General features: G+C 57.6%; 19 protein-coding genes. 17 read left to right on the plus strand and 2 right to left on the minus strand.

Annotated features, from left to right (window positions below; all coding sequences use genetic code 11):
- The first annotated feature begins 472 nt into the window (after nucleotides 1–472).
- The gene (locus EYR88_RS02030; RefSeq protein WP_131088074.1) at nucleotides 473–1,342 is read left to right on the plus strand and encodes a VOC family protein; all 870 of its coding nucleotides are present in this window, start codon (nucleotides 473–475) and stop codon (nucleotides 1,340–1,342) included.
- A gap of 14 nt (nucleotides 1,343–1,356) precedes the next feature.
- On the opposite strand, the gene EYR88_RS02035 is transcribed toward EYR88_RS02030, so the two are convergent.
- Nucleotides 1,357–2,136, minus strand: a complete 780-nt coding sequence (locus tag EYR88_RS02035; protein ID WP_131088075.1) for a CatB-related O-acetyltransferase — start codon at nucleotides 2,134–2,136, stop codon at nucleotides 1,357–1,359.
- Nucleotides 2,137–2,200: 64 nt separating this feature from the next.
- Nucleotides 2,201–4,033 carry a glycosyltransferase gene (locus EYR88_RS02040; RefSeq protein ID WP_131088076.1) on the minus strand — a complete coding sequence of 611 codons (1,833 nt, stop codon included), beginning with the start codon at nucleotides 4,031–4,033 and terminating at the stop codon, nucleotides 2,201–2,203.
- A gap of 216 nt (nucleotides 4,034–4,249) precedes the next feature.
- Between EYR88_RS02040 and EYR88_RS02045 the strand changes: the two genes are divergently transcribed.
- From EYR88_RS02045 to EYR88_RS02120, 16 genes are all read left to right on the plus strand, one after another.
- On the plus strand, nucleotides 4,250–5,959 hold the full coding sequence (locus EYR88_RS02045; protein ID WP_131088077.1) for an HNH endonuclease signature motif containing protein: 1,710 nt from the start codon (nucleotides 4,250–4,252) through the stop codon (nucleotides 5,957–5,959).
- A gap of 277 nt (nucleotides 5,960–6,236) precedes the next feature.
- On the plus strand, nucleotides 6,237–6,647 hold the full coding sequence (gene rpsP / locus EYR88_RS02050) for a 30S ribosomal protein S16 (protein ID WP_131088078.1): 411 nt from the start codon (nucleotides 6,237–6,239) through the stop codon (nucleotides 6,645–6,647).
- 2 nt (nucleotides 6,648–6,649) lie between these two features.
- The gene (locus EYR88_RS02055; protein WP_022876627.1) at nucleotides 6,650–6,892 is read left to right on the plus strand and encodes an RNA-binding protein; all 243 of its coding nucleotides are present in this window, start codon (nucleotides 6,650–6,652) and stop codon (nucleotides 6,890–6,892) included.
- Between the two features lie 147 nt (nucleotides 6,893–7,039).
- The gene (gene rimM, locus EYR88_RS02060) at nucleotides 7,040–7,609 is read left to right on the plus strand and encodes a ribosome maturation factor RimM (RefSeq protein ID WP_131088079.1); all 570 of its coding nucleotides are present in this window, start codon (nucleotides 7,040–7,042) and stop codon (nucleotides 7,607–7,609) included.
- Nucleotides 7,610–7,612: 3 nt separating this feature from the next.
- On the plus strand, nucleotides 7,613–8,470 hold the full coding sequence (trmD, locus tag EYR88_RS02065; protein WP_131088080.1) for a tRNA (guanosine(37)-N1)-methyltransferase TrmD: 858 nt from the start codon (nucleotides 7,613–7,615) through the stop codon (nucleotides 8,468–8,470).
- A 251-nt stretch (nucleotides 8,471–8,721) separates the two neighbouring features.
- A complete protein-coding gene (rplS, locus tag EYR88_RS02070) occupies nucleotides 8,722–9,081 on the plus strand; it encodes a 50S ribosomal protein L19 (protein ID WP_131088081.1) in 360 nt (119 codons plus the stop codon).
- A 13-nt stretch (nucleotides 9,082–9,094) separates the two neighbouring features.
- On the plus strand, nucleotides 9,095–9,742 hold the full coding sequence (lepB, locus tag EYR88_RS02075; RefSeq protein ID WP_131088082.1) for a signal peptidase I: 648 nt from the start codon (nucleotides 9,095–9,097) through the stop codon (nucleotides 9,740–9,742).
- Between the two features lie 428 nt (nucleotides 9,743–10,170).
- Nucleotides 10,171–12,483, plus strand: a complete 2,313-nt coding sequence (locus tag EYR88_RS16125; protein WP_131088083.1) for a S1 family peptidase — start codon at nucleotides 10,171–10,173, stop codon at nucleotides 12,481–12,483.
- Between the two features lie 189 nt (nucleotides 12,484–12,672).
- On the plus strand, nucleotides 12,673–13,248 hold the full coding sequence (locus EYR88_RS02085; RefSeq protein ID WP_131088084.1) for a hypothetical protein: 576 nt from the start codon (nucleotides 12,673–12,675) through the stop codon (nucleotides 13,246–13,248).
- 207 nt (nucleotides 13,249–13,455) lie between these two features.
- Nucleotides 13,456–14,160, plus strand: coding sequence for a signal peptidase I (gene lepB / locus EYR88_RS02090; RefSeq protein ID WP_242632432.1), 705 nt, complete (start codon nucleotides 13,456–13,458; stop codon nucleotides 14,158–14,160).
- Between the two features lies 1 nt (nucleotide 14,161).
- Nucleotides 14,162–14,899 (plus strand): ribonuclease HII, encoded by a 738-nt coding sequence (locus EYR88_RS02095; protein ID WP_242632433.1) that lies wholly within the window; start codon nucleotides 14,162–14,164, stop codon nucleotides 14,897–14,899.
- The gene (locus EYR88_RS02100; RefSeq protein WP_131088087.1) at nucleotides 14,899–15,219 is read left to right on the plus strand and encodes a DUF2469 domain-containing protein; all 321 of its coding nucleotides are present in this window, start codon (nucleotides 14,899–14,901) and stop codon (nucleotides 15,217–15,219) included. The genes EYR88_RS02095 and EYR88_RS02100 overlap by 1 nt, the downstream gene beginning before the upstream one ends.
- Before the next feature lie 120 nt (nucleotides 15,220–15,339).
- Entirely contained in the window at nucleotides 15,340–15,702 is a 363-nt protein-coding gene (locus EYR88_RS02105; RefSeq protein WP_131088088.1) for a YraN family protein, read from the plus strand.
- Nucleotides 15,699–17,258 (plus strand): YifB family Mg chelatase-like AAA ATPase, encoded by a 1,560-nt coding sequence (locus tag EYR88_RS02110; RefSeq protein WP_131088089.1) that lies wholly within the window; start codon nucleotides 15,699–15,701, stop codon nucleotides 17,256–17,258. The genes EYR88_RS02105 and EYR88_RS02110 overlap by 4 nt, the downstream gene beginning before the upstream one ends.
- Nucleotides 17,259–17,268: 10 nt before the next feature.
- Nucleotides 17,269–18,513, plus strand: coding sequence for a DNA-processing protein DprA (gene dprA, locus EYR88_RS02115; protein ID WP_131088090.1), 1,245 nt, complete (start codon nucleotides 17,269–17,271; stop codon nucleotides 18,511–18,513).
- Nucleotides 18,514–18,538: 25 nt separating this feature from the next.
- On the plus strand, nucleotides 18,539–19,573 hold the full coding sequence (locus EYR88_RS02120) for a tyrosine recombinase XerC (protein ID WP_165477261.1): 1,035 nt from the start codon (nucleotides 18,539–18,541) through the stop codon (nucleotides 19,571–19,573).
- Nucleotides 19,574–19,609 lie beyond the last annotated feature (36 nt).

Genomic DNA, 19,609 nt, shown 5'->3' on the forward strand with positions numbered 1-19,609 from the left:
AACAGTAGGGCTTGCGGTTTTCTTGTTCGCCGCTCTCCGGAGAAACAATTCGAAGCCGTACAACAAGCAGGATGACGACAGTTCTGAGGCGGATCAGTAGCATTTCTTAGTTCAGGAGTCTGCAGTGGCAGTTCGGATAACCGGGCTGCCACATTCTTTTTCCTATTGAACCTTGACGCCTTCCTTGATGCTGGAGCATGCCAGCTGCACTTTCGGAGAATTTGCTTATTCACCCGCAGGTTAGGGGGTCGAGCTTGGTTGAAACCTGATGGAAGTGGCCCTGGCACATGGCTCTCCGGAGCTCATTTTGGCAAGCGCTGCGCACCTTCGCGCAAGGGCGAGCAAGAGTCTCTTGGCGACGTCGTAAATTCACTGTGATGCACAGAGCTTCGAAAATTACTTGAAGCATCAACTAAATCGGAGTACGGTAGGTATCAATAGGAACAAGTGAACAGAAAACAGGGGACAGGTCATGACTACGCTCAAAGAAGATAAGCTCGCCGCCGAAACTCATATGAACGCCGTACAGCTCAAGGTCGGCGATATGAAGACCATGAGCGAGTACTACCAAAAGGCACTTGGGTTAGAGGTACTTGTTGAATCGGCCGAAGGCACCACGCTGGGTCGCGGGACTCAAGAGCTGGTCAACCTGCGCAACGCTCCGGGTCTACAGCTGGCCTCGCGCAATGAAGCTGGACTGTTCCACACCGCACTGCTCTTTGACACTCAGGCGGATCTGGCAGCCACCGTACTCTCGGCTGCACAATTTGATCAGAGCAAATTTGTGGGAAGCTCAGACCACCTAGTCTCCGAAGCGTTCTACTTCACAGATCCCGAAGGTAACGGCATCGAGCTCTACTTCGACCGCCCGCGCGACGGCTGGACGTGGAAAAACGGTGAGGTATCGATGGACACCATCTACCTGGACCCCAACGAATATCTCAACTCGCACTTGAGCGAACAGGCTGTCGCAACCCAGCGCAAGGCCGCAGCCGATATCGGCCACGTACACCTGCAGGTTGGCGATGTTGCCACCGCGCGCCAGTTCTACGTGAACACCCTCGGCTTTGATGAGACCACCGCATTGGGCGAGCAGGCCTTGTTTGTCTCCGCCGGCGGCTACCACCACCACATGGCGATGAACGTCTGGAACTCCCGCGGCGCCGGTCCGCGCAAAGACACCCTGGGCCTGGGTGAAGTACTGATCAATGTGCCTAGCGAAGAAGAAATCGGCAAATTGGCCGAACGCCTAAGCTTCGCGAAGGTAACGCACCATCACACCGGATCGGAACTACGCTTTAATGACCCATGGAACAACAATTTGCGCGTCACTCTGGGCTAATCGGTTCGTGCCAGCTACTTCAAGGTGTCCAGGTGCTCTTTGATCATTGGCGCGGTCAGTGGTTGGGTCACCAGCGGAACTAAACTGCCATCCTCGCGGCCGCGCATCACCTGGTGGGCAAACTCCTCGGGATTGCTGACATCAAAACGGGTCAGATCCTCCGGTGCAAACTCCCACCATTCTGAGGCTTGCAGTGCGTGCACGATCCCGGGGGCAAAACGTTCACGCAATACACGAGCTGGCACCCCGCCGACCACGGTATACGGGTCGACATCTTTGGTCACCACCGAATTTGAGGCGATGACTGCACCGTCGCCGATCTTCACTCCATGGCCCAGCGACACCTTTTCGCCGATCCACACGTCGTTGCCGATGACGATTTGGCCCTGGGCATAGTCAAAATTGGTCGATTCAAGGCTGACACCACGATCTTGAGAATAGGCTTGGGCCATCACGCGCTGGTTGTAAAAGACCGGACTGGTTGAGGCCCACTCCAGAGGGTGTCGGGCACCCATCACGCTCATACCCTTGGCGATCGAGGTGTAACGACCAACGCTCACCGACTTATGCAGCTTTGAAATCGTGTAGGAAAACGCACCCATCCGTGGCAAGGCGGTGCCTGCGGTGCCATAAAACGTCGTGTAAGGGTGTAGCTCTAGGTCTGCCTCAAAAGTAACCTGCGTGTTCGCAGCGTATGAGTCCCCGGACTTTTCCATCGTGTCCACGCCTTGGCCTGCGAGCAGGATTCGGTGGTGGCTGAGCAGTGGCTGCAGGTCAGACATCGCAATTTTCATAGCTTCAACTCTAGTTCGTGTTTCTGGGCGAGCGATAAGTGCGAGGCCGATGCGCGCTGGAAGCCTACTTCTCTGGTTTAAAGGACAGATTATTGTGGCTCGTGAAGTACGGTAGCACCCGCGAATTTTCAACACCCAAGCGCTTCATCAACATGCTGGAACCTACCCGCATACGCAAAAACACGTCGGTGGGCTTCTCTTGGGTGCGCGCTTCCTTTACCCCGGCGACGTCGATGGTGAACACGGCCTGTTGCTCATCAAATTCGCTGGCTGCATAGACCTTCACCTCAGCCTCATTGTCGCGCTGCACGATGACAAATTCAAAACCGGTGTCACGCGGCAATTTTGCCTTATGCGCCACGCTGATTTTCAGGGCACCGCGCTCCAAAAACTCCACCGATTTTAGCCGTGCGGAAAATTCTGGAACTTCTTGCCGGGCACCGAGCTGCTTGATCTTGGACGCGATGGACATGGTTTCCTCCCAGAGCGAGACCAGGTCCCGCGAAGCATACTCTTGAGCAAATTTTCGAGCGTTGGCCGAAAGCTGCGCCGCCAATTGTGGATCGGTCATTAACTGTTCAGCGCGATCAGCCATCCGGGTAATGTCACCGGCCGGAACCAAGAAGCCGTTGACCGAATCTTGGATGCTATCGGCCGGGCCAAAGTTGATGTCGAAGGATATCGGCACACAGCCCTGGGCCTGAGCTTCAAGCAACACCAAAGCCTGGCCCTCATTGCTAGAGGTAAACAACTGCGCTGTGCAGGTGGCAAAGAAGGTTGGCAACTTATCGGAGAAGCCGTGGAAAATCACCGCATCTTCAACGCCGAGCTTGGCGCACAGCTGCTCAAGTTTTTCCCGTTGGGATCCCTGGCCGACCACATGCAAGACCGGAGCATGTCCGCGGCGCACCAATTCGGCCACCACTTTAATGGCTGCCGCCACGTTTTTATTGGTGGTCAGCGATCCGGCGGCGATCAATTGCGTTGGCTTTCGTTCCGGTGCATCCTGGCCCTCGACTACCGGGGTGACCGCGCTGGATTTGAGCGGATTGGGGATCACAAACGTAGTATCGGCATCACCAAAACGGCGGTTATAAATGGCGCGTTGCCCCTCGGTGAGGAACACAAAACCGTCCCACAATTTTCGTTGGGCGATCACCGGGGAATGTGGATCGGACAGCTCACCGGTGAGCAGGCTTTCGCCCTTGGTCACGTGCACACTGTGGAAGGCGTACAACTTAGGCACGATCTTGGTTTCCCAGCTCCCGAGCATCGAGGCGGTGTACTTGCTGTCCACCACCACCAAGGTATTGTCGCGATCGGCCAACTGGCTTAACCAATGCCGGTACAAGGAGGCTGCGCTCGGGAAACGCGCGGTGATATTACCGGCACGATCAAGCACCTCGACGATGCGACGGTTTTTCCCGGTAGTATCGGTAAATCGGGTATCAAGTAGGAAGGTGCTGCCGTCCTTGCGCAAAAAACGTAACTGCGTGGTGGCCGCGTCCGGCCCGGCCGAACTGCTCTGGCTAAAGGCAAGCTGTGGCTCATCGCCGTAGTACACCGTATGTTGCAGTTCAAAATCCTGATGTTCCGGCTGCGCCTTGCGCTCCGGAATCCTATCCTGCGCGGTGATATCGTGTTGTGCCAAGAACGAGTAGATGTTCAGCACCTGCACCTTGGGATCCAACTTACCGCGCGCCACCAGATCCTCAACGGTCTGCGACAGCTTCGGGTCGCGATTAAAGGTGACGATAAACGAGCGGCCATAACGTTGCGCAAAAAGCCCAGCGCGTTGGGTGCACACCGTAGTCATGCCACCAAATTCGCGTTCGAGCTTCCACGTCACCATGTAGGCGTCAAGTTCTTCGCTGCGTTCTTCGCTGCGCAAAGCCACGGGGGTATTCCTTCGGTCGATCTCAAAAACGTCGAACGCAACCGGCCGACATCTAAGCGCCAGCGCATCCAACTTTTACCCTACAGTCGCCTAGCTCATTGTGCGCAGTGGATCAGCAACTTGGCACGAGTCGAACAGCGCCTATACAGCATCACACTTACCCACAGCCGGTATTTTTTGTGCCCGATCCTCCCGCCGCCGCACCATGATGTCCCCATGAGCATTCATCAGTTGGCCGCCACCCTGGCAGCACTGCGCATCAGCCTCACCGGAAATTTCCCCCGTGGCGCCACCGCACTGCTGCTGGAAATCATGGCCGCCTGCTGCACGCTCTTGCTCCGCCTTTCCCACACGCTGCGCACCAGCACCGACCCGCGCATCGCCGCCGCCCACGCCCAACTGATTGAAACCCTGCACCGCTACACCCTGCGCGAACAGCTGCACAGCATCATCGCGCTGGAATCCACCGGCGCGCACCTGCTCACCGATGAGGACCTGGCCGCCGTCCGCACCGGCACCACCGACTTTTCCACCCCCGCCCATCAGCATTCAGGCCGCGCGCACTACCTGAACACCGCCGACTTCGCCGCCAAATTTCTGGACCTCAACGCCCACGAGGCGATGCGCCGGGTGAACGACGCACACCTACTAATCGCCCGCCGCGCCATCGACGGCAGCACCATGCCTCCGCGCCTGACCAAATTAGCCGACCTCTACACTTCTTCGGCCGATCTTGACCCCCGTATGGTGGCCCGCGCTGCCCGCGCGCTGGACTCCTTTGAGCCAACCGACACTTGTTTTGAAGGGCTACCCCTCGCGCCCATCGCCCTCCACTCCGACGGCCAGCTACTTGAAGATCACGCAGTGCAGCTTCTGGCTGAACCCGAACGCAACACCCGCGAAAGCCTACTGAACAACTTCATCTCCGCCGAACGCAAAGCGCGCAAAGAAACCACAGCTCCCGAATGCGGACTGTTTTTACAGAGCCAGGTGGGGGACCGCGACATCTGGAAGCTAGTTGTCGCCGGCGATCAGCGCGAGGAAATGCGCTCCCACGCCGCCCAGAGTGATAACCCGCGCACCGATGCCGGCAAATCTGCCCGCGCTGACCAGTCCGGCTCACCTGATGAAACGCAGGCGTCAAAAGATCAAGACCACCCGGCAGACGACGGACCCCTGAACAGCGATGCACCCCTGAACAGCGATGCACCCTTGAACAGCGATGCCCTCTTTAACAGCAACGACCCCATGCCACCGTGGGCCCAAGACCCCACGCCCGAAACGCAGCCCTTGTTAAAGGAGGGAGAACAAAACACAGGTTTTGTTAATCCCAGCGCGCAGGTTCCCGGCGACGGTAATATCTCGGTCGCTCAACGACGCCTGAACGCCCTGCTCGCGGCCATGAAAAATTCGGATCCGAGCAACACCGCCAAAACCGTCACCCCAAAGATCGCCATCCACATCAAGCTCGACGCATTGGCGGATCTAAAAAATCTGGACAAGCTCACCTCTATCACCGAACACGGACTAAAACTCGGGCCGGCAGATACGGGCCAACTAATCTGCCAAGGCGACATCTATCGGGTAATTTTTGGCCCCAATTCTCAACCGCTCGACGTAGGTCGATCTCAACGCTTCTTCACCGAGGCGATGAAGCGCGCCATTTATGCTCGCGATAAAGGCTGCATCGTTCCGGGCTGCACCGCGCCGGTGGAAATGCTCGAATACCACCACAACAATTGGTGGGAAAACGGCGGCTGCACCTCGAGCGCCAATGGCAGTTGCCTGTGCCGCGCCCATCACCATGCGATCCATGCCGGATTGTTAACGCTGAGCACCATCGGGGGACTGGCGTACATCACGCTGCCCAAACATCTTGATCCGCTCCAGATCCCGGCCCGAAACCGGATCCACTCGGTGCCCTAACCTGACCCCCGAGCCAAACCCCGAGCTAAAGTAGAGCTACCGGTTAACAACGCGATAACTATGCGAGTGATCAACCTCATGACATCAGCGCCACGCGCGACCAAAATAGAGTTGGCCAGCATGCTCGCTCTCTGGCATAATTGCAGGGTACTCGATTTGATTCGGCCCCTCTCTCCGCTTCGAATCCTGTCCCTTTTAGAGTCCGATCAGTAAGGCCTGCCCCACAGGTGCTAAAAATTGGGCTCGACCATGTTGAGAAACAGGAGTGACCACTACAGTGGCCGTTAAAATTCGTCTGAAGCGCTTCGGTAAGATGCGCGCACCTTTCTACCGCGTTGTTGTCATGGACTCCCGCGCTAAGCGCGATGGCCGTGCCATCGAGGAGATCGGTAAGTACCACCCAACCGAGAACCCATCGATCATCGAGATCGATTCTGAGCGTGCTCAGTACTGGCTGTCCGTTGGCGCTCAGCCATCGGAGCAGGTTCACAAGTTGCTGAACATCACCGGTGACTGGCAGAAGTTCAAGGGCATCGATGGCCAGGAAGGCACCTACAAGGTTGCCGAGCCTAAGCCAGCATTCGTTGCACCTGACAAGGGCTCAGTGATCCTCCCAGAGGCAATCACCAAGAAGGCTGAAAAGCCAGCTGCTGAAGAGGCAGAGGCCGAAGCTACCGAGGCTGAGTAACAGTGCTCGTTGATGCGCTCGACCATATGGTTCGCGGAATCGTTGAGGAACCGGAAGACGTCAAGGTTGCCTTGAAGTCCACCCGCCGCGGCGATCTGCTCGAAGTACGGGTCAACCCTGAAGATCTCGGTCGTGTGATCGGACGTCAGGGACGCACCGCACGAGCACTGCGTACCGTCATGGCAGCGCTGGCCAAGGAATCGGTTCGTGTTGATGTTATCGACACCGACCGTCGCCGCGGCTAAGCAACTGCAGCTCAACTTCTAGTTGGCTTCATTTCGAAAGGAGTTTCCGTCCTACAAGTGACGGGAACTCCTTTCGTGTTTCACCCAGATATTGCACCCCACCTCCCGGCGTATCCCCGGATCACCACGCAGAAAGAGCAGCAGACTATGCGATTGCAGGTTGCCCGTATTGGTAAGCCCCACGGTATCCGTGGCGAAGTCACCGCCCAGGTCCAGACCGACAACCCCGAAGAGCGATTCACCCCTGGGGTGGAGATCATCGTGGTCGATGGCCCGGTCAAAACCCTCACGGTGAAAAACGCGCGCTGGAACAAGACCATTTTGCTGCTCTCCTTCCAGGAGATCTCCGACCGCAACCAGGCTGAAACCCTGCGCGGCGCACGACTGGAAATTGAAGTCTCCGACGTGCCAGAGGATGACTCCGACGAGTGGTACGAGCACGAGCTGCTGGACCTGAAGGTCATGCTCGATGGCCAGCAGGTTGGCGTGATCACCGGACTACGCACCAACCCTGCCCAAGACCTTTTGGTCTTTGAGGACAACGACGGACAGGAAATCTACCTGCCCTTCGTCGACGAGTTTGTCCCGGATGTCGATCCGGAAGCCGGCATCGTCGTCATCACCCCACCAGCGGGCCTGCTCACCCTCAATAGCGACGACGCGGACGACGAAGCGCAGCTCGACAACGAGAACTCCAGCGATCAGGAAGAGCGCTAAGCCATGCGTCTTGATGTCATCTCGATCTTCCCGGAGTACCTGCAGCCGCTTTCACTGTCGCTGATCGGCCGCGCCGCCCAAGACGGAATTCTGGACCTGAATCTCACCAACCTGCGTGACTTCACCGAGGATAAGCACCGCAAGGTGGACGACACTCCCTACGGTGGTGGCGCTGGCATGGTCATGATGCCCGAGCCATGGGGCCAGGCCCTTGATTCGGTACGCTCTGCTAACGCGCAAGGCCCCAAGCCAACGCTGATTGTTCCTTCGCCTGCCGGCGCGGTCTTCAACCAGCAGATGGCCTACGATCTGGCCGAAGAAGAGCACCTGGTCTTCGCCTGCGGCCGTTATGAAGGCATCGACGAACGTGTCATCGACTACGCGCACGAGAATTTTAATGTCATCCCGGTTTCCATCGGCGACTACGTGCTTAATGGGGGAGAAGTAGCGGTCATGGTGATGGTTGAGGCCATCGCCCGCCTGATCCCGGGCGTGATCGGCAACCCTGAGTCGCTGGTCGAAGAATCCCACTCCGATGTGCTGCTGGAATACCCGGTCTACACCAAGCCGTCCTCATGGCGTGGCCGAGAGGTCCCCGAGGTTCTGCTCGGTGGCAATCACCAGCGTGTGGGTCGATTCCGTCGCGACGAACAGATTAAGCGCACCGCCGCCCGTCGCCCGGACTTGATCGAGCAGCTCGACGTGCAATCGCTGAACCGTCGCGACCGTGATGCCCTCTGGCACAACGGCTTTGCCGTAGTTGAAGGGACGATCACCCCTAAGTCGCAGCTGGAGTGGGCCACCGGCGCCGGCGCCGAAACCAGTCCGGCAACCGCACCAGATCCGGAATCGGCCAGCTAAGAGGTCAACATCACGACGGCTTAATTTCTGGCAGACTCGCGTCCGCTAGTTAGATACGGCATAATTGTTTCTTGGTGTGTTTTTGTCCGGCTCCTGCCGCAGGGGGACGACTGGATATGAAAGAACCACCGCACCGATTGCTAGAGCCAATCGGTGGTATACGTTCCGGGGAGTTCGCAAAGCCGATGGCTAGCGAAGAGCCCCGCTACGAGGATTCGGTGACCTGCGGCATTGATCCTAGGAGATGCAACATGCATTTACTTGACTCTGTTGATTCAGCTTCGCTGCGTTCAGACATTCCAGCTTTCGGTGCCGGCGATACCTTGAAGGTACACGTCAACATCATCGAAGGTAAGAACTCGCGTGTCCAGGTATTCCAGGGCTACGTTGTAGGTCGTCACGGCGACGGCATTCGCGAAACCTTCACCGTTCGCAAGGTATCCTTCGGTACCGGTGTTGAGCGTACCTTCCCAGTTCACTCCCCAATCATCGACAAGATTGAGGTTGTAACCAAGGGCGACGTACGTCGTGCCAAGCTGTACTACATGCGCGATCGTCACGGTAAGGCTGCTCGCATCCGCGAGAAGCGTGACTTCAACGCAAAGAAGTAATCTGCGTTCTTCGATGAACCAGACTGCCCGCTCCGAGCGAGCAACTTTGAAGCGCCGGGCCTTTTCATGGGTCTGGCGCTTCGCTGTACTCGCCATCATTCTCGGCCTGCTCTCTACCATTATCTTCCGCGCGAGCGTGATTGACCTGTTTCATATCGACTCCAACTCGATGCAGTCCACCCTGAACCCTGGCCAAAGCATCGCCGTTGACCGCCGAGCTTACAAAGACACCGATCCGCAGCGCGGGGACGTGATCGTTTTTGACGGCCGCGGCTCATTCCTGCCCTATGCCAAGGCGAGTTTTGCCGACGATCTGCTCGGAGCACTGAGCCTGACGGGCACCGGCAGCAAGTACGTCAAGCGCGTCATTGGTATTGGCGGCGATACTATCGAGTGCAAAGGCACACCCTGCCAGCTCACCGTCAACGGTCAGCCCCTAGAAGAGCCCTACGTTTTTGACGGCGATGCACCAAGCGAGCAATCATTCTCGGTGAAGGTTCCTGAGGGCCGGCTCTGGGTGATGGGCGATCACCGCTCCGCCTCCAAAGACTCGCGCTCCCTGCTTGGTGCCAGCGGTGGTGGCATGATCAGCGTTGAGCGTGTAACCGGCAAAGCAACCAACATCGTGTGGCCGCTGGACCAGAAATCCCAGATCCAATAAATGGCCCGTGCGCAACTGCCACAACGGCTGCAAAGTAGCGTCAGATGACGAAATCCTCGACATCTGACGCTATTTTTCGTTTCTCGTGTATTTTTTCGCAAGTTCCCAGACTCGACCGGGAATCTGTGTGTTTAGTATGGAATTTCTGCGACAGTACACAGGTTTCAATAAGCTGACTAGGCGCTAGAAAGAGTACTCCAATCTTAAACCAATTGAGTAACGGTGCGAGATGTGACCTAGTCGAAATTCGACAGCGCGCACTGACTAGGCGGTTTGCGTTTTGATGTTTATATTTTCGTTGGATTCCTTACTTGAAACCATACATTGCACCCGCTATTGTTTCATTTTGGTAACAACACCTGTGCTGAGGTGTGCCCGGAGGTATGGGCCGCGCTAGCACTCGCACCAAAAATGTGGGAGAAGCATTAATGCCAAATCCAAATAAAAAAACTGCGCAACGAGGTCTCGTTGCTGCAGCCGCTACCGCTCTGGTAGTTGGCAGTAGCTTCATGCCAGCCGTTGCGGCCCCGGAGGCGACTAGCTCGCCGTCGGCCCCTTCGAGCAGCTCGGCAACCCCTAGCGCGACGCCTAGCCAAAGTGCAGTGGACACGACCGGACTGCCTGAAGCTATCGAACGCGACCTAGGCAAAACCGTCGAGGAATACCTCGAAGAATCGAAGACCAGCGAAACCGCCGCAGCCCTTGCAAAGCAGCTGAAGGCCAAGGGTATCGAGTCCCGCACGTCCGTCAAGGACGGCAAGGCAAAGGTTGAGGTCAGTAAGAAGGACGCGACCGAGGCCAAGAAAATTGTCGAGGTTTCCCCTGCGGCTGTGTCTCTTGAAATCAACAAGAACAACCTGTCAACCGTTGAAGGCGTTTACGAGGAAATCGTTGACAACGTCGATAACTCGCAGCTAAGCCGACTGACCGCGATCGTCAATACGACCGTCAAGGGCAAGAACGTCGTGAAGATCATTGCTTCGGGTCCTGGCTCCATTGAGGGAACCAAGCGTAAGACTGTCACCAAGAAGAAGGCCGCTGCCGGCGAGCTTTCCTTGGAAGAATTTGCCGAACATGCAGCCGCTTCTGACGTTGTCTTCGCGCCATCTAAGAAAGATGGCAGTGGAGCTGCGAAGCAGGGCGCTACCGAAGATATTTACGGTGGTATGGGCTACGCCATCGGTCAGGGCGGACAGGAACCAGGCGCTCGTTGCTCGATCGGTTTCAACGCGTGGGACTCGACTGGTAAGGACGCAATCCTCAGCGCAGGTCACTGTACTGAAGATGGCTCCATGACCGACACCTATGTAATTGAAGCAGAAGCTCCAAACCAGTTCCTCGGATACTTTGCGGAACTTGGTAATTTTGGTTTCGCTCAGTTTGGTGGACCCGGCAACTCGGGTTACCCAACGGATGCAACCTGGGATGACGTAGACACTGAAAACCCAGGCACTGATATCTCGGTTATCGAGGGTATCAACGCAGATCTGAACCTGAAGCCCGCTGTTTCGCAGTGGCCAGCAGGTGGAGACGAGCGCGATAAGGTCATCAACATTACCGGTGCCGCTTCCGGTGCCGTTGGCGCCAACGCTTGTTCCTCGGGTTCAACTACCGGTTGGGGCTGTTCGGAAATTACCGGCGAAGGCATCTTCTTCGTGCAGGGCAAAGACGGAACCTTGCGTGACGTTTGGGGCTACACCGCAAAGAACCCAGGCCAGCGTGTTTTGGACCAGGGTGACTCGGGTGGAGCCGTGCTGATTGGCACTAAGGCTATCGGCATCAACTCTGCCAATGGTGCCGGAACCGACGGTGTGGAAAACACCAGTGATGACATCGCTATGTACACCGGGCTGACTGATGCACTGAACCGCATTAGTGGAGTCAAGGGTTACACCGTCAAGAAATTCATCAACGCACCAACCCTGACCACCAAGAATGGTTCAGAGGTTGACGCTGGAGATTCGATTTCCGGCAACGTAGAGGGTGCAGGCTCCGGTACCAAGGTTGACGTTATCGTCGACGGCAAGGTTGTGGAGACCTCAACCGTTGATGGCAATGGCAACTTCAAGTTCACCGCACCGGATAAGGCTGGCGCTTACGCCTTCACTTTGCAGGCACGCAATGGGTTCGACAAGTCGGCAACCACCAAGGGCAGCGTAGTAGTTGTTGTAGCTCCAACGCCTACTCCAACCCCAACGCCTACCCCGACTCCAACCCCAACTCCTACTGAGGAGCCTTCCGAGACCCCTACCGAGGAGCCTTCCGAGACTCCAACTGAGGAGCCTTCGGAGACCCCTACCGAGGAGCCTTCGGAGACCCCTACCGAGGAGCCTTCGGAGACCCCTACTGAGGAGCCTTCCGAGACTCCAACTGAGGAACCATCGGAAACTCCAACTGAGGAGCCTTCCGAGACTCCAACTGAGGAGCCTTCCGAGACCCCTACTGAGGAGCCTTCCGAGACTCCTACTGAGGAACCATCGGAAACTCCAACTGAGGAGCCTTCCGAGACCCCTACTGAGGAGCCTTCCGAGACTCCAACTGAAGAGTCGAGCGAAGCTCCACAGGATGAGACCTCCGATGAGCCAACCAACTCGGCTACTCCAAAGGAAACTCCTAAGAACGACGATCCTTTGGCAGACACCGGTTCGGCTAGCGCTCCTTTGATCGCTGCAGGTGGCGCACTGGCTCTGGTCGGCGCAATGTTCCTGCTGTTCCGTCGCGGCAACCGTCGTCACGGCTAAGCAACACACGGTCCAGCAATGAACCGCTAAGAGGTTCTAGCAACCGCTAAAAATGTCCCGCTACTTCATCATTGGTAGCGGGACATTTTTAGTAGGCACACATGTGCTTCACCGAATGCTTTACGAAAGGCGCGTTAGCCTGAATTCTAGGTAGGCTGTGGCAACGCAAAAAATACTGAGGTGGAAATAATGAATTTCAACGCCAAAACATCCCGCACCCCATTAGCTCTGGCGTCGACGGCGCTCATGGCCAGCCTGCTGCTGTCGGGCTGTGGCCAAGAAGCGGAACCGGGCACCAAAGAGTCAGCAAGCACGCACTCAGCCCACCCTTCCGAAGAATCGAGCGAGAACACCGTGGACCAAACTGCACTATTGGACACCAACGAGAAGCTCTCGAAGGAATTGGGCGAGGACTACGTGCAGGGCTGGATCAAGGACGGCAAGCTGCACGTGTCTACCACCAATGAATCGAAGACCAGCATCATTGAAGATGCTGGGGCGATCGGTCATGTAGTGAAGTTCAGCAACAAAGAGCTACGTGCGGCCATCGGCAAGATCATGAGCTGGCAATCCAAGCAGGAGACCCCGATCAGTTCCTCGATCCACGCCTACTCGCTGAACCCGGAAACCGGCGGCCTCACGCTCTCAGTGGATAGCAACCAGATCGACGCGCTTCAAACACTGATCAAGACCGAGAAGCCGATCGGCGAGATTCCGGTGGACTTAGAACCTAGCGGCGGCATCGGCTCACCGGCGAGCAACTAACCACCACCAACCAACTACCACCATCCCGTCAGGGTGCGCACAGTGGCTGGTCCGAAAATTCGGGCCGGCCATTAGCGCGCCCAGCGGCGGGTAATTAACCGGTCGCCAGGCGCATCCCAAGGATCCGCACCACCCAATGACCGATTGAACAACTTGGGGCACGTAAGATGGGGGTGTTACGCGATAATGGAAGGTACAAATCGAACTGTGAGCGCCGCCCCAGCTGAAAATTCCCACGAATCGGGACCGCTATACAAAATATGGCGCTTTGTTCGCGAGATCGTCATCATCGTTGTCATCGCGTTGGTGCTCTCCTTCGCGATCAAGACCTTCTTCTTCCGCGCGTACTACATTCCTTCGGGATCCATGGAAAGCACCTTGGAAATCAACGACCGAATCTTCGCCAACTTGATGGTTCCCGGTCCCTTTGAGCTGAACCGCGGCGACGTGGTCGTCTTCCGTGATGATCTGGGCTGGCTGCCGCCCCTAGAGCAATCGCCCACCGCCTTTGAAAACGTGCTCTCCTTTGTCGGAATCCTGCCCGCAGCCGACGAGCAGTACCTGGTCAAGCGCATCATCGGCATGCCGGGGGACACCGTCTCCTACTCGCAGAGTGACGGCAAATTGAAGATCAACGGCGAAGAAATCGACGAGCCATATGTGTACCAGGGCAACAAGCCCTCAGATATGGAATTCTCGGTCACCGTGCCACAAGGCAAGATCTGGGTCATGGGCGATCACCGTGCAGCCAGCGCCGATTCACGCTTCCACACCGACATCCAGGGCGGATTTGTGGACCTAAACTCCGTGCAGGGTCGCGCGTCGATCATTTCCTGGCCAGCCTCGCGATGGGGCACCGTGGATTCCCACGATGAGGTCTTCTCCAACGTTCCCGAGCCGGCAGCCAACTAACGTGCCAGCAACTAAAATTTCGGCCAAAAACCAGCCCACCACCCTCGATCATGAACGTGCCTTAGCCGCGACGCAGCAGGTGCGCTTCATTGGCGCGGTGGATGAGGTGGGTCGTGGGGCCTTGGCCGGTCCCATCACCGTGGGCATGACCGTGATCGACATTCAGTCGGTCAGCGAGTTCCCACAACTACGCGACTCCAAACTTTTGCGTCCCGAAACCAGGGTTGATTTGGTGCCGCAGGTTCGTCAATGGGCGGTGGCCTACGGTGTGGGGCACAGCTCGGCCCAAGAAATTGATGAGCTTGGTGTCACCGCAGCCCTGCGTCTTGCCGGCTCCCGCGCCGCGGCGCAGTGCTGTGTCGCACCCGAGGCGATCTTGCTTGATGGTAGTTACGACTGGTTGACCGCCCCGGAGCCGGACCTCTTTGACCTATTGGCCGATGATCGAGAACCGGTGGGTTTACACCTGCCGGTGCGAACCATCATCAAGGGCGATATGACCTGCCAAGCGATCGCCGGGGCTTCCATTCTGGCCAAGGTTGAACGAGATGCGATCATGGTCGACCTGGCCTCAAGCTACCCGAGCTTCGGCTGGGAAATTAATAAGGGCTACGCCACGGCTGCGCATCGTGCGGCGATCGTGGATCAGGGCCCGTGCGACTACCACCGCAAAAGCTGGAACTTGACTTCAGGGGCCAACACAGCCCAAGGTGAAGCCACAACAAAGAAAGCAAAGTGATGGCTGGCGACGACCTGGAAAATTACGAGTCCGATATGGAACTACAGCTGTACCGCGAGTACAAAACCGTGGTGGGGCTCTTTAATTATGTGGTTGAAACCGAACGGCGTTTTTACCTGGCCAATCAGGTTGACGTGAAAACGCTGAGCAATGCCGGCGAGGTCTACTTCGAGCTGAACCTCATCGACGCCTGGGTCTGGGACATCTATCGGCAGGGCCGCTTTGTTAAAGCCGTGAAGGTACTGACCTTTAAGGACGTCAACGTCGAGGAACTGAACCGCGACGAACTGCAGATCCCCAAAGAGGGCATCGACTCCTAACCACTCGCTGCGCTTTATTCCCCACCGCAGTAATCCACAACCGGCCACAACACCGCACCATGGCGTGCTGATCAAGCCCAGGATGTTCCTTACAGATAGTTTGAACATCCAGGAGCGATCATGTGCACTGCTGCACAGCGCTTGGGGGCGGCCGGGGAACAAGCCGCCGCCGAGTACCTAAGCCACAACGACTATGAGATTCTCGACCGCAACTGGCGATGCTCGGCCGGTGAGCTTGACGCGGTAGCCCGAGCCGGAAACGGGCAGATCGTGGCCATCGAGGTCAAAACTCGCTCCAGCCAGCGCTTCGGCACCGGCTTTGACGCGATCAACGCGCAAAAGTATCGCCGGCTGCACAAATTACTGATCCTCTGGGCCCAAGCGCACGCAATGTTCATCGCCCAACCGCGCATCGACATCGTTGAAGTCTATCCCTCGGGCGACCAATACCTCTTTGACCTGCACCAATCGGTGCAACCATGAGTACCGCCCGAACTACCGCGGTGGCCATCCACGGGGTCAACGTGTCGTTGATCGAGGTGGAGGCCGATCTTGGCAACGGCATCCCCGGGTTCATCATCCTCGGCCTGCCTGACGCCTCGCTCAACGAGGCACGCGAACGCATCAAGGCCGCAGCCCGCAATACCGGGATCCCTCTGGCTAACCGAAAACTCACGGTGAACCTCACCCCGGCCACCCTGCCCAAATATGGTTCCGGTTTTGACTTAGCGATCCTTACCGCTGCGTTGGCCGCGGATCAACAGCTAGTCACCAGCCCCAACACGCTCTACCTCGCCGAGCTGGGTCTGGATGGCACGTTGCGCCCGGTGCCCGGGGTGCTGCCGGCGGTACAACTGGCCAAAGAACATGGACTCGGCCGGGTGATTGTGGCTGAAGCCAACGCCCACGAAGCCAGGCTCGTTGCGGGCATGGAAATCTTTTCCGCCCACCACCTCGGCCAGGTTCTTGAATACTGTGGGGCACCGCGAGAACTACTGAGCACCTATCTGCACCATCCACGCGCGGATCAAGTAACTGCCGGAACACAGAACGCCATCACACCGGCGGCCAGTGAAGAGGCGGATCTGCAACTAGTCAACGGGCAGCACGAAGCCAGGCTGGCCTTAGAACTAGCGGCGGCCGGGGGACATCACCTGATCATGGTGGGGCCCGCCGGTGCCGGCAAAACGATGCTCGCCAAGTGCCTGCCAACCATCATGGCGCCCCTTGACGATCAGCAAGCCCTAGAGGCCACCGCCGTCCACTCGATCACGCACGGTGCGTTGAGCGAAATGACCCAACTGCAACGCACCCCGCCGTTTATCGCCCCGCACCACACCGCCTCGTTATCCGCATTGATCGGCGGTGGAACCTCCCAATTGATTCCCGGCGCCATCTCTCGGGCGCATCAAGGTGTGCTGTTTCTCGACGAAGCCGCCCAGTTTAATTCTGGTGTGCTCGACGCGTTGCGCCAACCCATCGAGGAGGGCTACATCAACCTTGCGCGCGCTAAAGGGCACCAACGACTGCCTGCCCGCTTCCAGCTGTTGCTCGCTTCCAATCCGTGCCCCTGTGGACGCAACTTTGGCACCGGCACCGGTTGTACCTGCACTCCGATGGCTCGCCGCCGATACTTCGCCCGTCTTTCCGGGCCGATCCTTGACCGCGTAGACCTACAAGTGCGGGTTAACCCGGTGCCCCAAGCTCAGCTACTGCAAAACGCCCCGAACGAGTCCAGTGAAAAAGTGCGCGATCGAGTGCTGGCCACCCGCGAGCGTAGCCAAGGCAGGCTGAAAACCTTTGGCGTGAGTTGCAACGCGCAAATCCCCACTCGGGTACTGCGCCAAGAATTGCGCTACCCGGCGAAAACCCAAGTGGCCCTCGAACAGCTGGCCACCCGGCGTGGTTTATCGGCCCGCGGCATCCATCGCCTACTGCGCGTGGCGTGGACGGTTGCCGATCAGCAACAGCATGACGCACCCACCCAAGACGACTTAGCCATTGCCGCGCATCTGCGCCAAAGCCTAGAAAACAGTTAGGAACCACCCGATGCAACGCAACCAGAACGTCGAACTTCTCACCACCAATACCAGCGCGCAGCGGCTGGTCATCGCCCACCTCAACCAGCTCATCGAACCCAACGACTTCACCGCCACCGCATTACTGGAGCTAATGTCGCCGTCCGAACTACTCACGCTGATTCAGCGTCAGGACTTTGTGCCGCAGGGACTCAAAGCCCAGGTAGATCAGATCCTCGGGTTTAAACCTTCCTCGAATATGGCCCAAGATCTCAAAGTTGCCCTGACTCGTTGGCGCAAGCGACTTTCCCTGAGTAACCCGCAGGCGGTCCTAGACATGGCGGCGCGCCATGGCGGAGGACTCCTACTGAACACCGATCCCGGCTGGCCTAGGCAGGTTGATGAGCTGAACCTCGGTAGACCACTGTGCCTGTGGTGGCGAGCGAACAATCCCGAGTTGCTGAGCGGCCAACAGCTGTCGCGCAACGTCGCAATTGTCGGCTCACGCGATGCCAGTGACTATGGCGACCAGGTAACTTTTGATCTGGGACGCACCCTAGCGCTGCGCGGTTACACCGTGGTTTCAGGCGGCGCCTATGGCATCGATGCCAGCGCGCATCGCGCAGCGCTGAGTGTGGATCAATGGGAGCACCCCAACCCTGCGACCATTTCGGTGATGGCAGGAGGGATCGACCGGCTCTATCCCTCGGGAAACAGCAACCTACTCAACCAGGTGATCGCTCGTGGAGTCCTGCTTTCAGAGGTGCCTCCGGGAACCACCTCGGCTCGATTCAGGTTCCTGAACCGTAACCGTTTGATCGCGGCACTGAGTCGACTCGTGATTGTCACCGAAGCCAGGCATCGCTCCGGAGCACTGAACACGGCAAGCCATGCGGTAGAGCTCAGTCGCGATGTGGCAGCCGTCCCCGGTAGCGTTTTTGCACCAAATTCGGCTGGCTGCCATCGGCTGATTTCTGAAGGCAGCGCCCTGTTGCTCACTAGTCCGCAGGATGCCCTGCGGCTTGTTGGTGCGGAAAGTGTCGCACAACCGGTGCAGGAGCAGTTGAACATCGAAGGTCCCACGGATCGGCTGGGTAGGGATGAAGGCATGGTTTACGACTGCATGTCCTTCGCCCGCGGCCTTGTCATCGACGAGATCTCGGCACGAAGCGGAGTCCCGCTGATTCAAACCTTGCAAGCGGTGGGCCAGCTTGAAGCACTGGGCATGGCGAGCACCGATGGTAGGACGTGGAAGTTGGTTCGCCCGGCCGCCTGAGCAGACTCAGGTAAGCTCGGTGGTGATGAAGCATGATCCTTCCACCACCGCACCAACGGGCCTGTCTGCGAAATTTGCCGAGCCTGTGGCCGATTATTTGGAATATCTGCAACACGAACGAGGACGCAGCGAGAATACCCTGCGCGCCTACGACGTTGACCTGCGAAACTTGGGGCAGTTCCTCAAGGACCGCGCGCAAGATCCGGGCCTGAAACAGATTTCGGTTGAGATGCTGCGCGATTGGCTCGCGTTGCTCCACGAGTCGCAGATTTCGCGCACCACTTTGGCACGGCGTATCTCCGCGGTGAAAAACTTCTTCGCTTGGGCGCTCAAACATGACCTCGTTGATACCGATCCGGCGCTGCGTTTGGCCGCTCCGAAAAAGGAACGTCGCTTACCGCATGTGCTTCAGCCAAGCCAGATCGATCGACTGCTGTCTTCCGAGCCTTCCGATCTCTCTGCGACCGCCGCGCAGGCCGAACCACCATCCGGTGATTCCGAAACAAGTGCCGAGGCAAAAGTCGAGACAAAACCTGATGATGCCAAAGCGAGGGCGGTCAAATCCCGGGACAAGGTGATTGCTGAATTGCTCTACGCCTCAGGGCTACGCATTAGTGAGCTTGTTGCGTTGAATGTTGCCGACATTGATTTTGAACGTCGAACCCTGAAGGTTCTCGGTAAGGGTAACAAGGAGCGGATGGTTCCTTTTGGCAAGCCAGCAGAGCGGGTCATGATTGACTGGATCAGGTCTCACCGTCGGGTTTTAGCCGTCGAACAGGCCGAGGATGCGCTCCTGGTGGGAGTCCGTGGGTCCCGGCTCAACGTGCGCCAAGCTCGTGAAGTGATAGCTACCGCCCTTCGGTCGTTGGGGGACACCTCGGCTAGTGGGCCGCACGCCCTGCGACATACTGTGGCCACACATCTATTGGACGGCGGTGCTGATTTGCGCGCAGTTCAGGAGTTCCTTGGTCACGCATCCTTGGCCACCACCCAGCTCTATACCCATGTTTCAGTGGAACGATTGCGGCAAAGTTACCGCCAAGCACACCCTCGGGCATGATTATTTGCTAGTTATCTGGGAAAAGTGACGTACCGG

This window comes from Arthrobacter sp. S41 (assembly GCF_004320535.1).
Lineage (GTDB): Bacteria > Actinomycetota > Actinomycetes > Actinomycetales > Micrococcaceae > Glutamicibacter.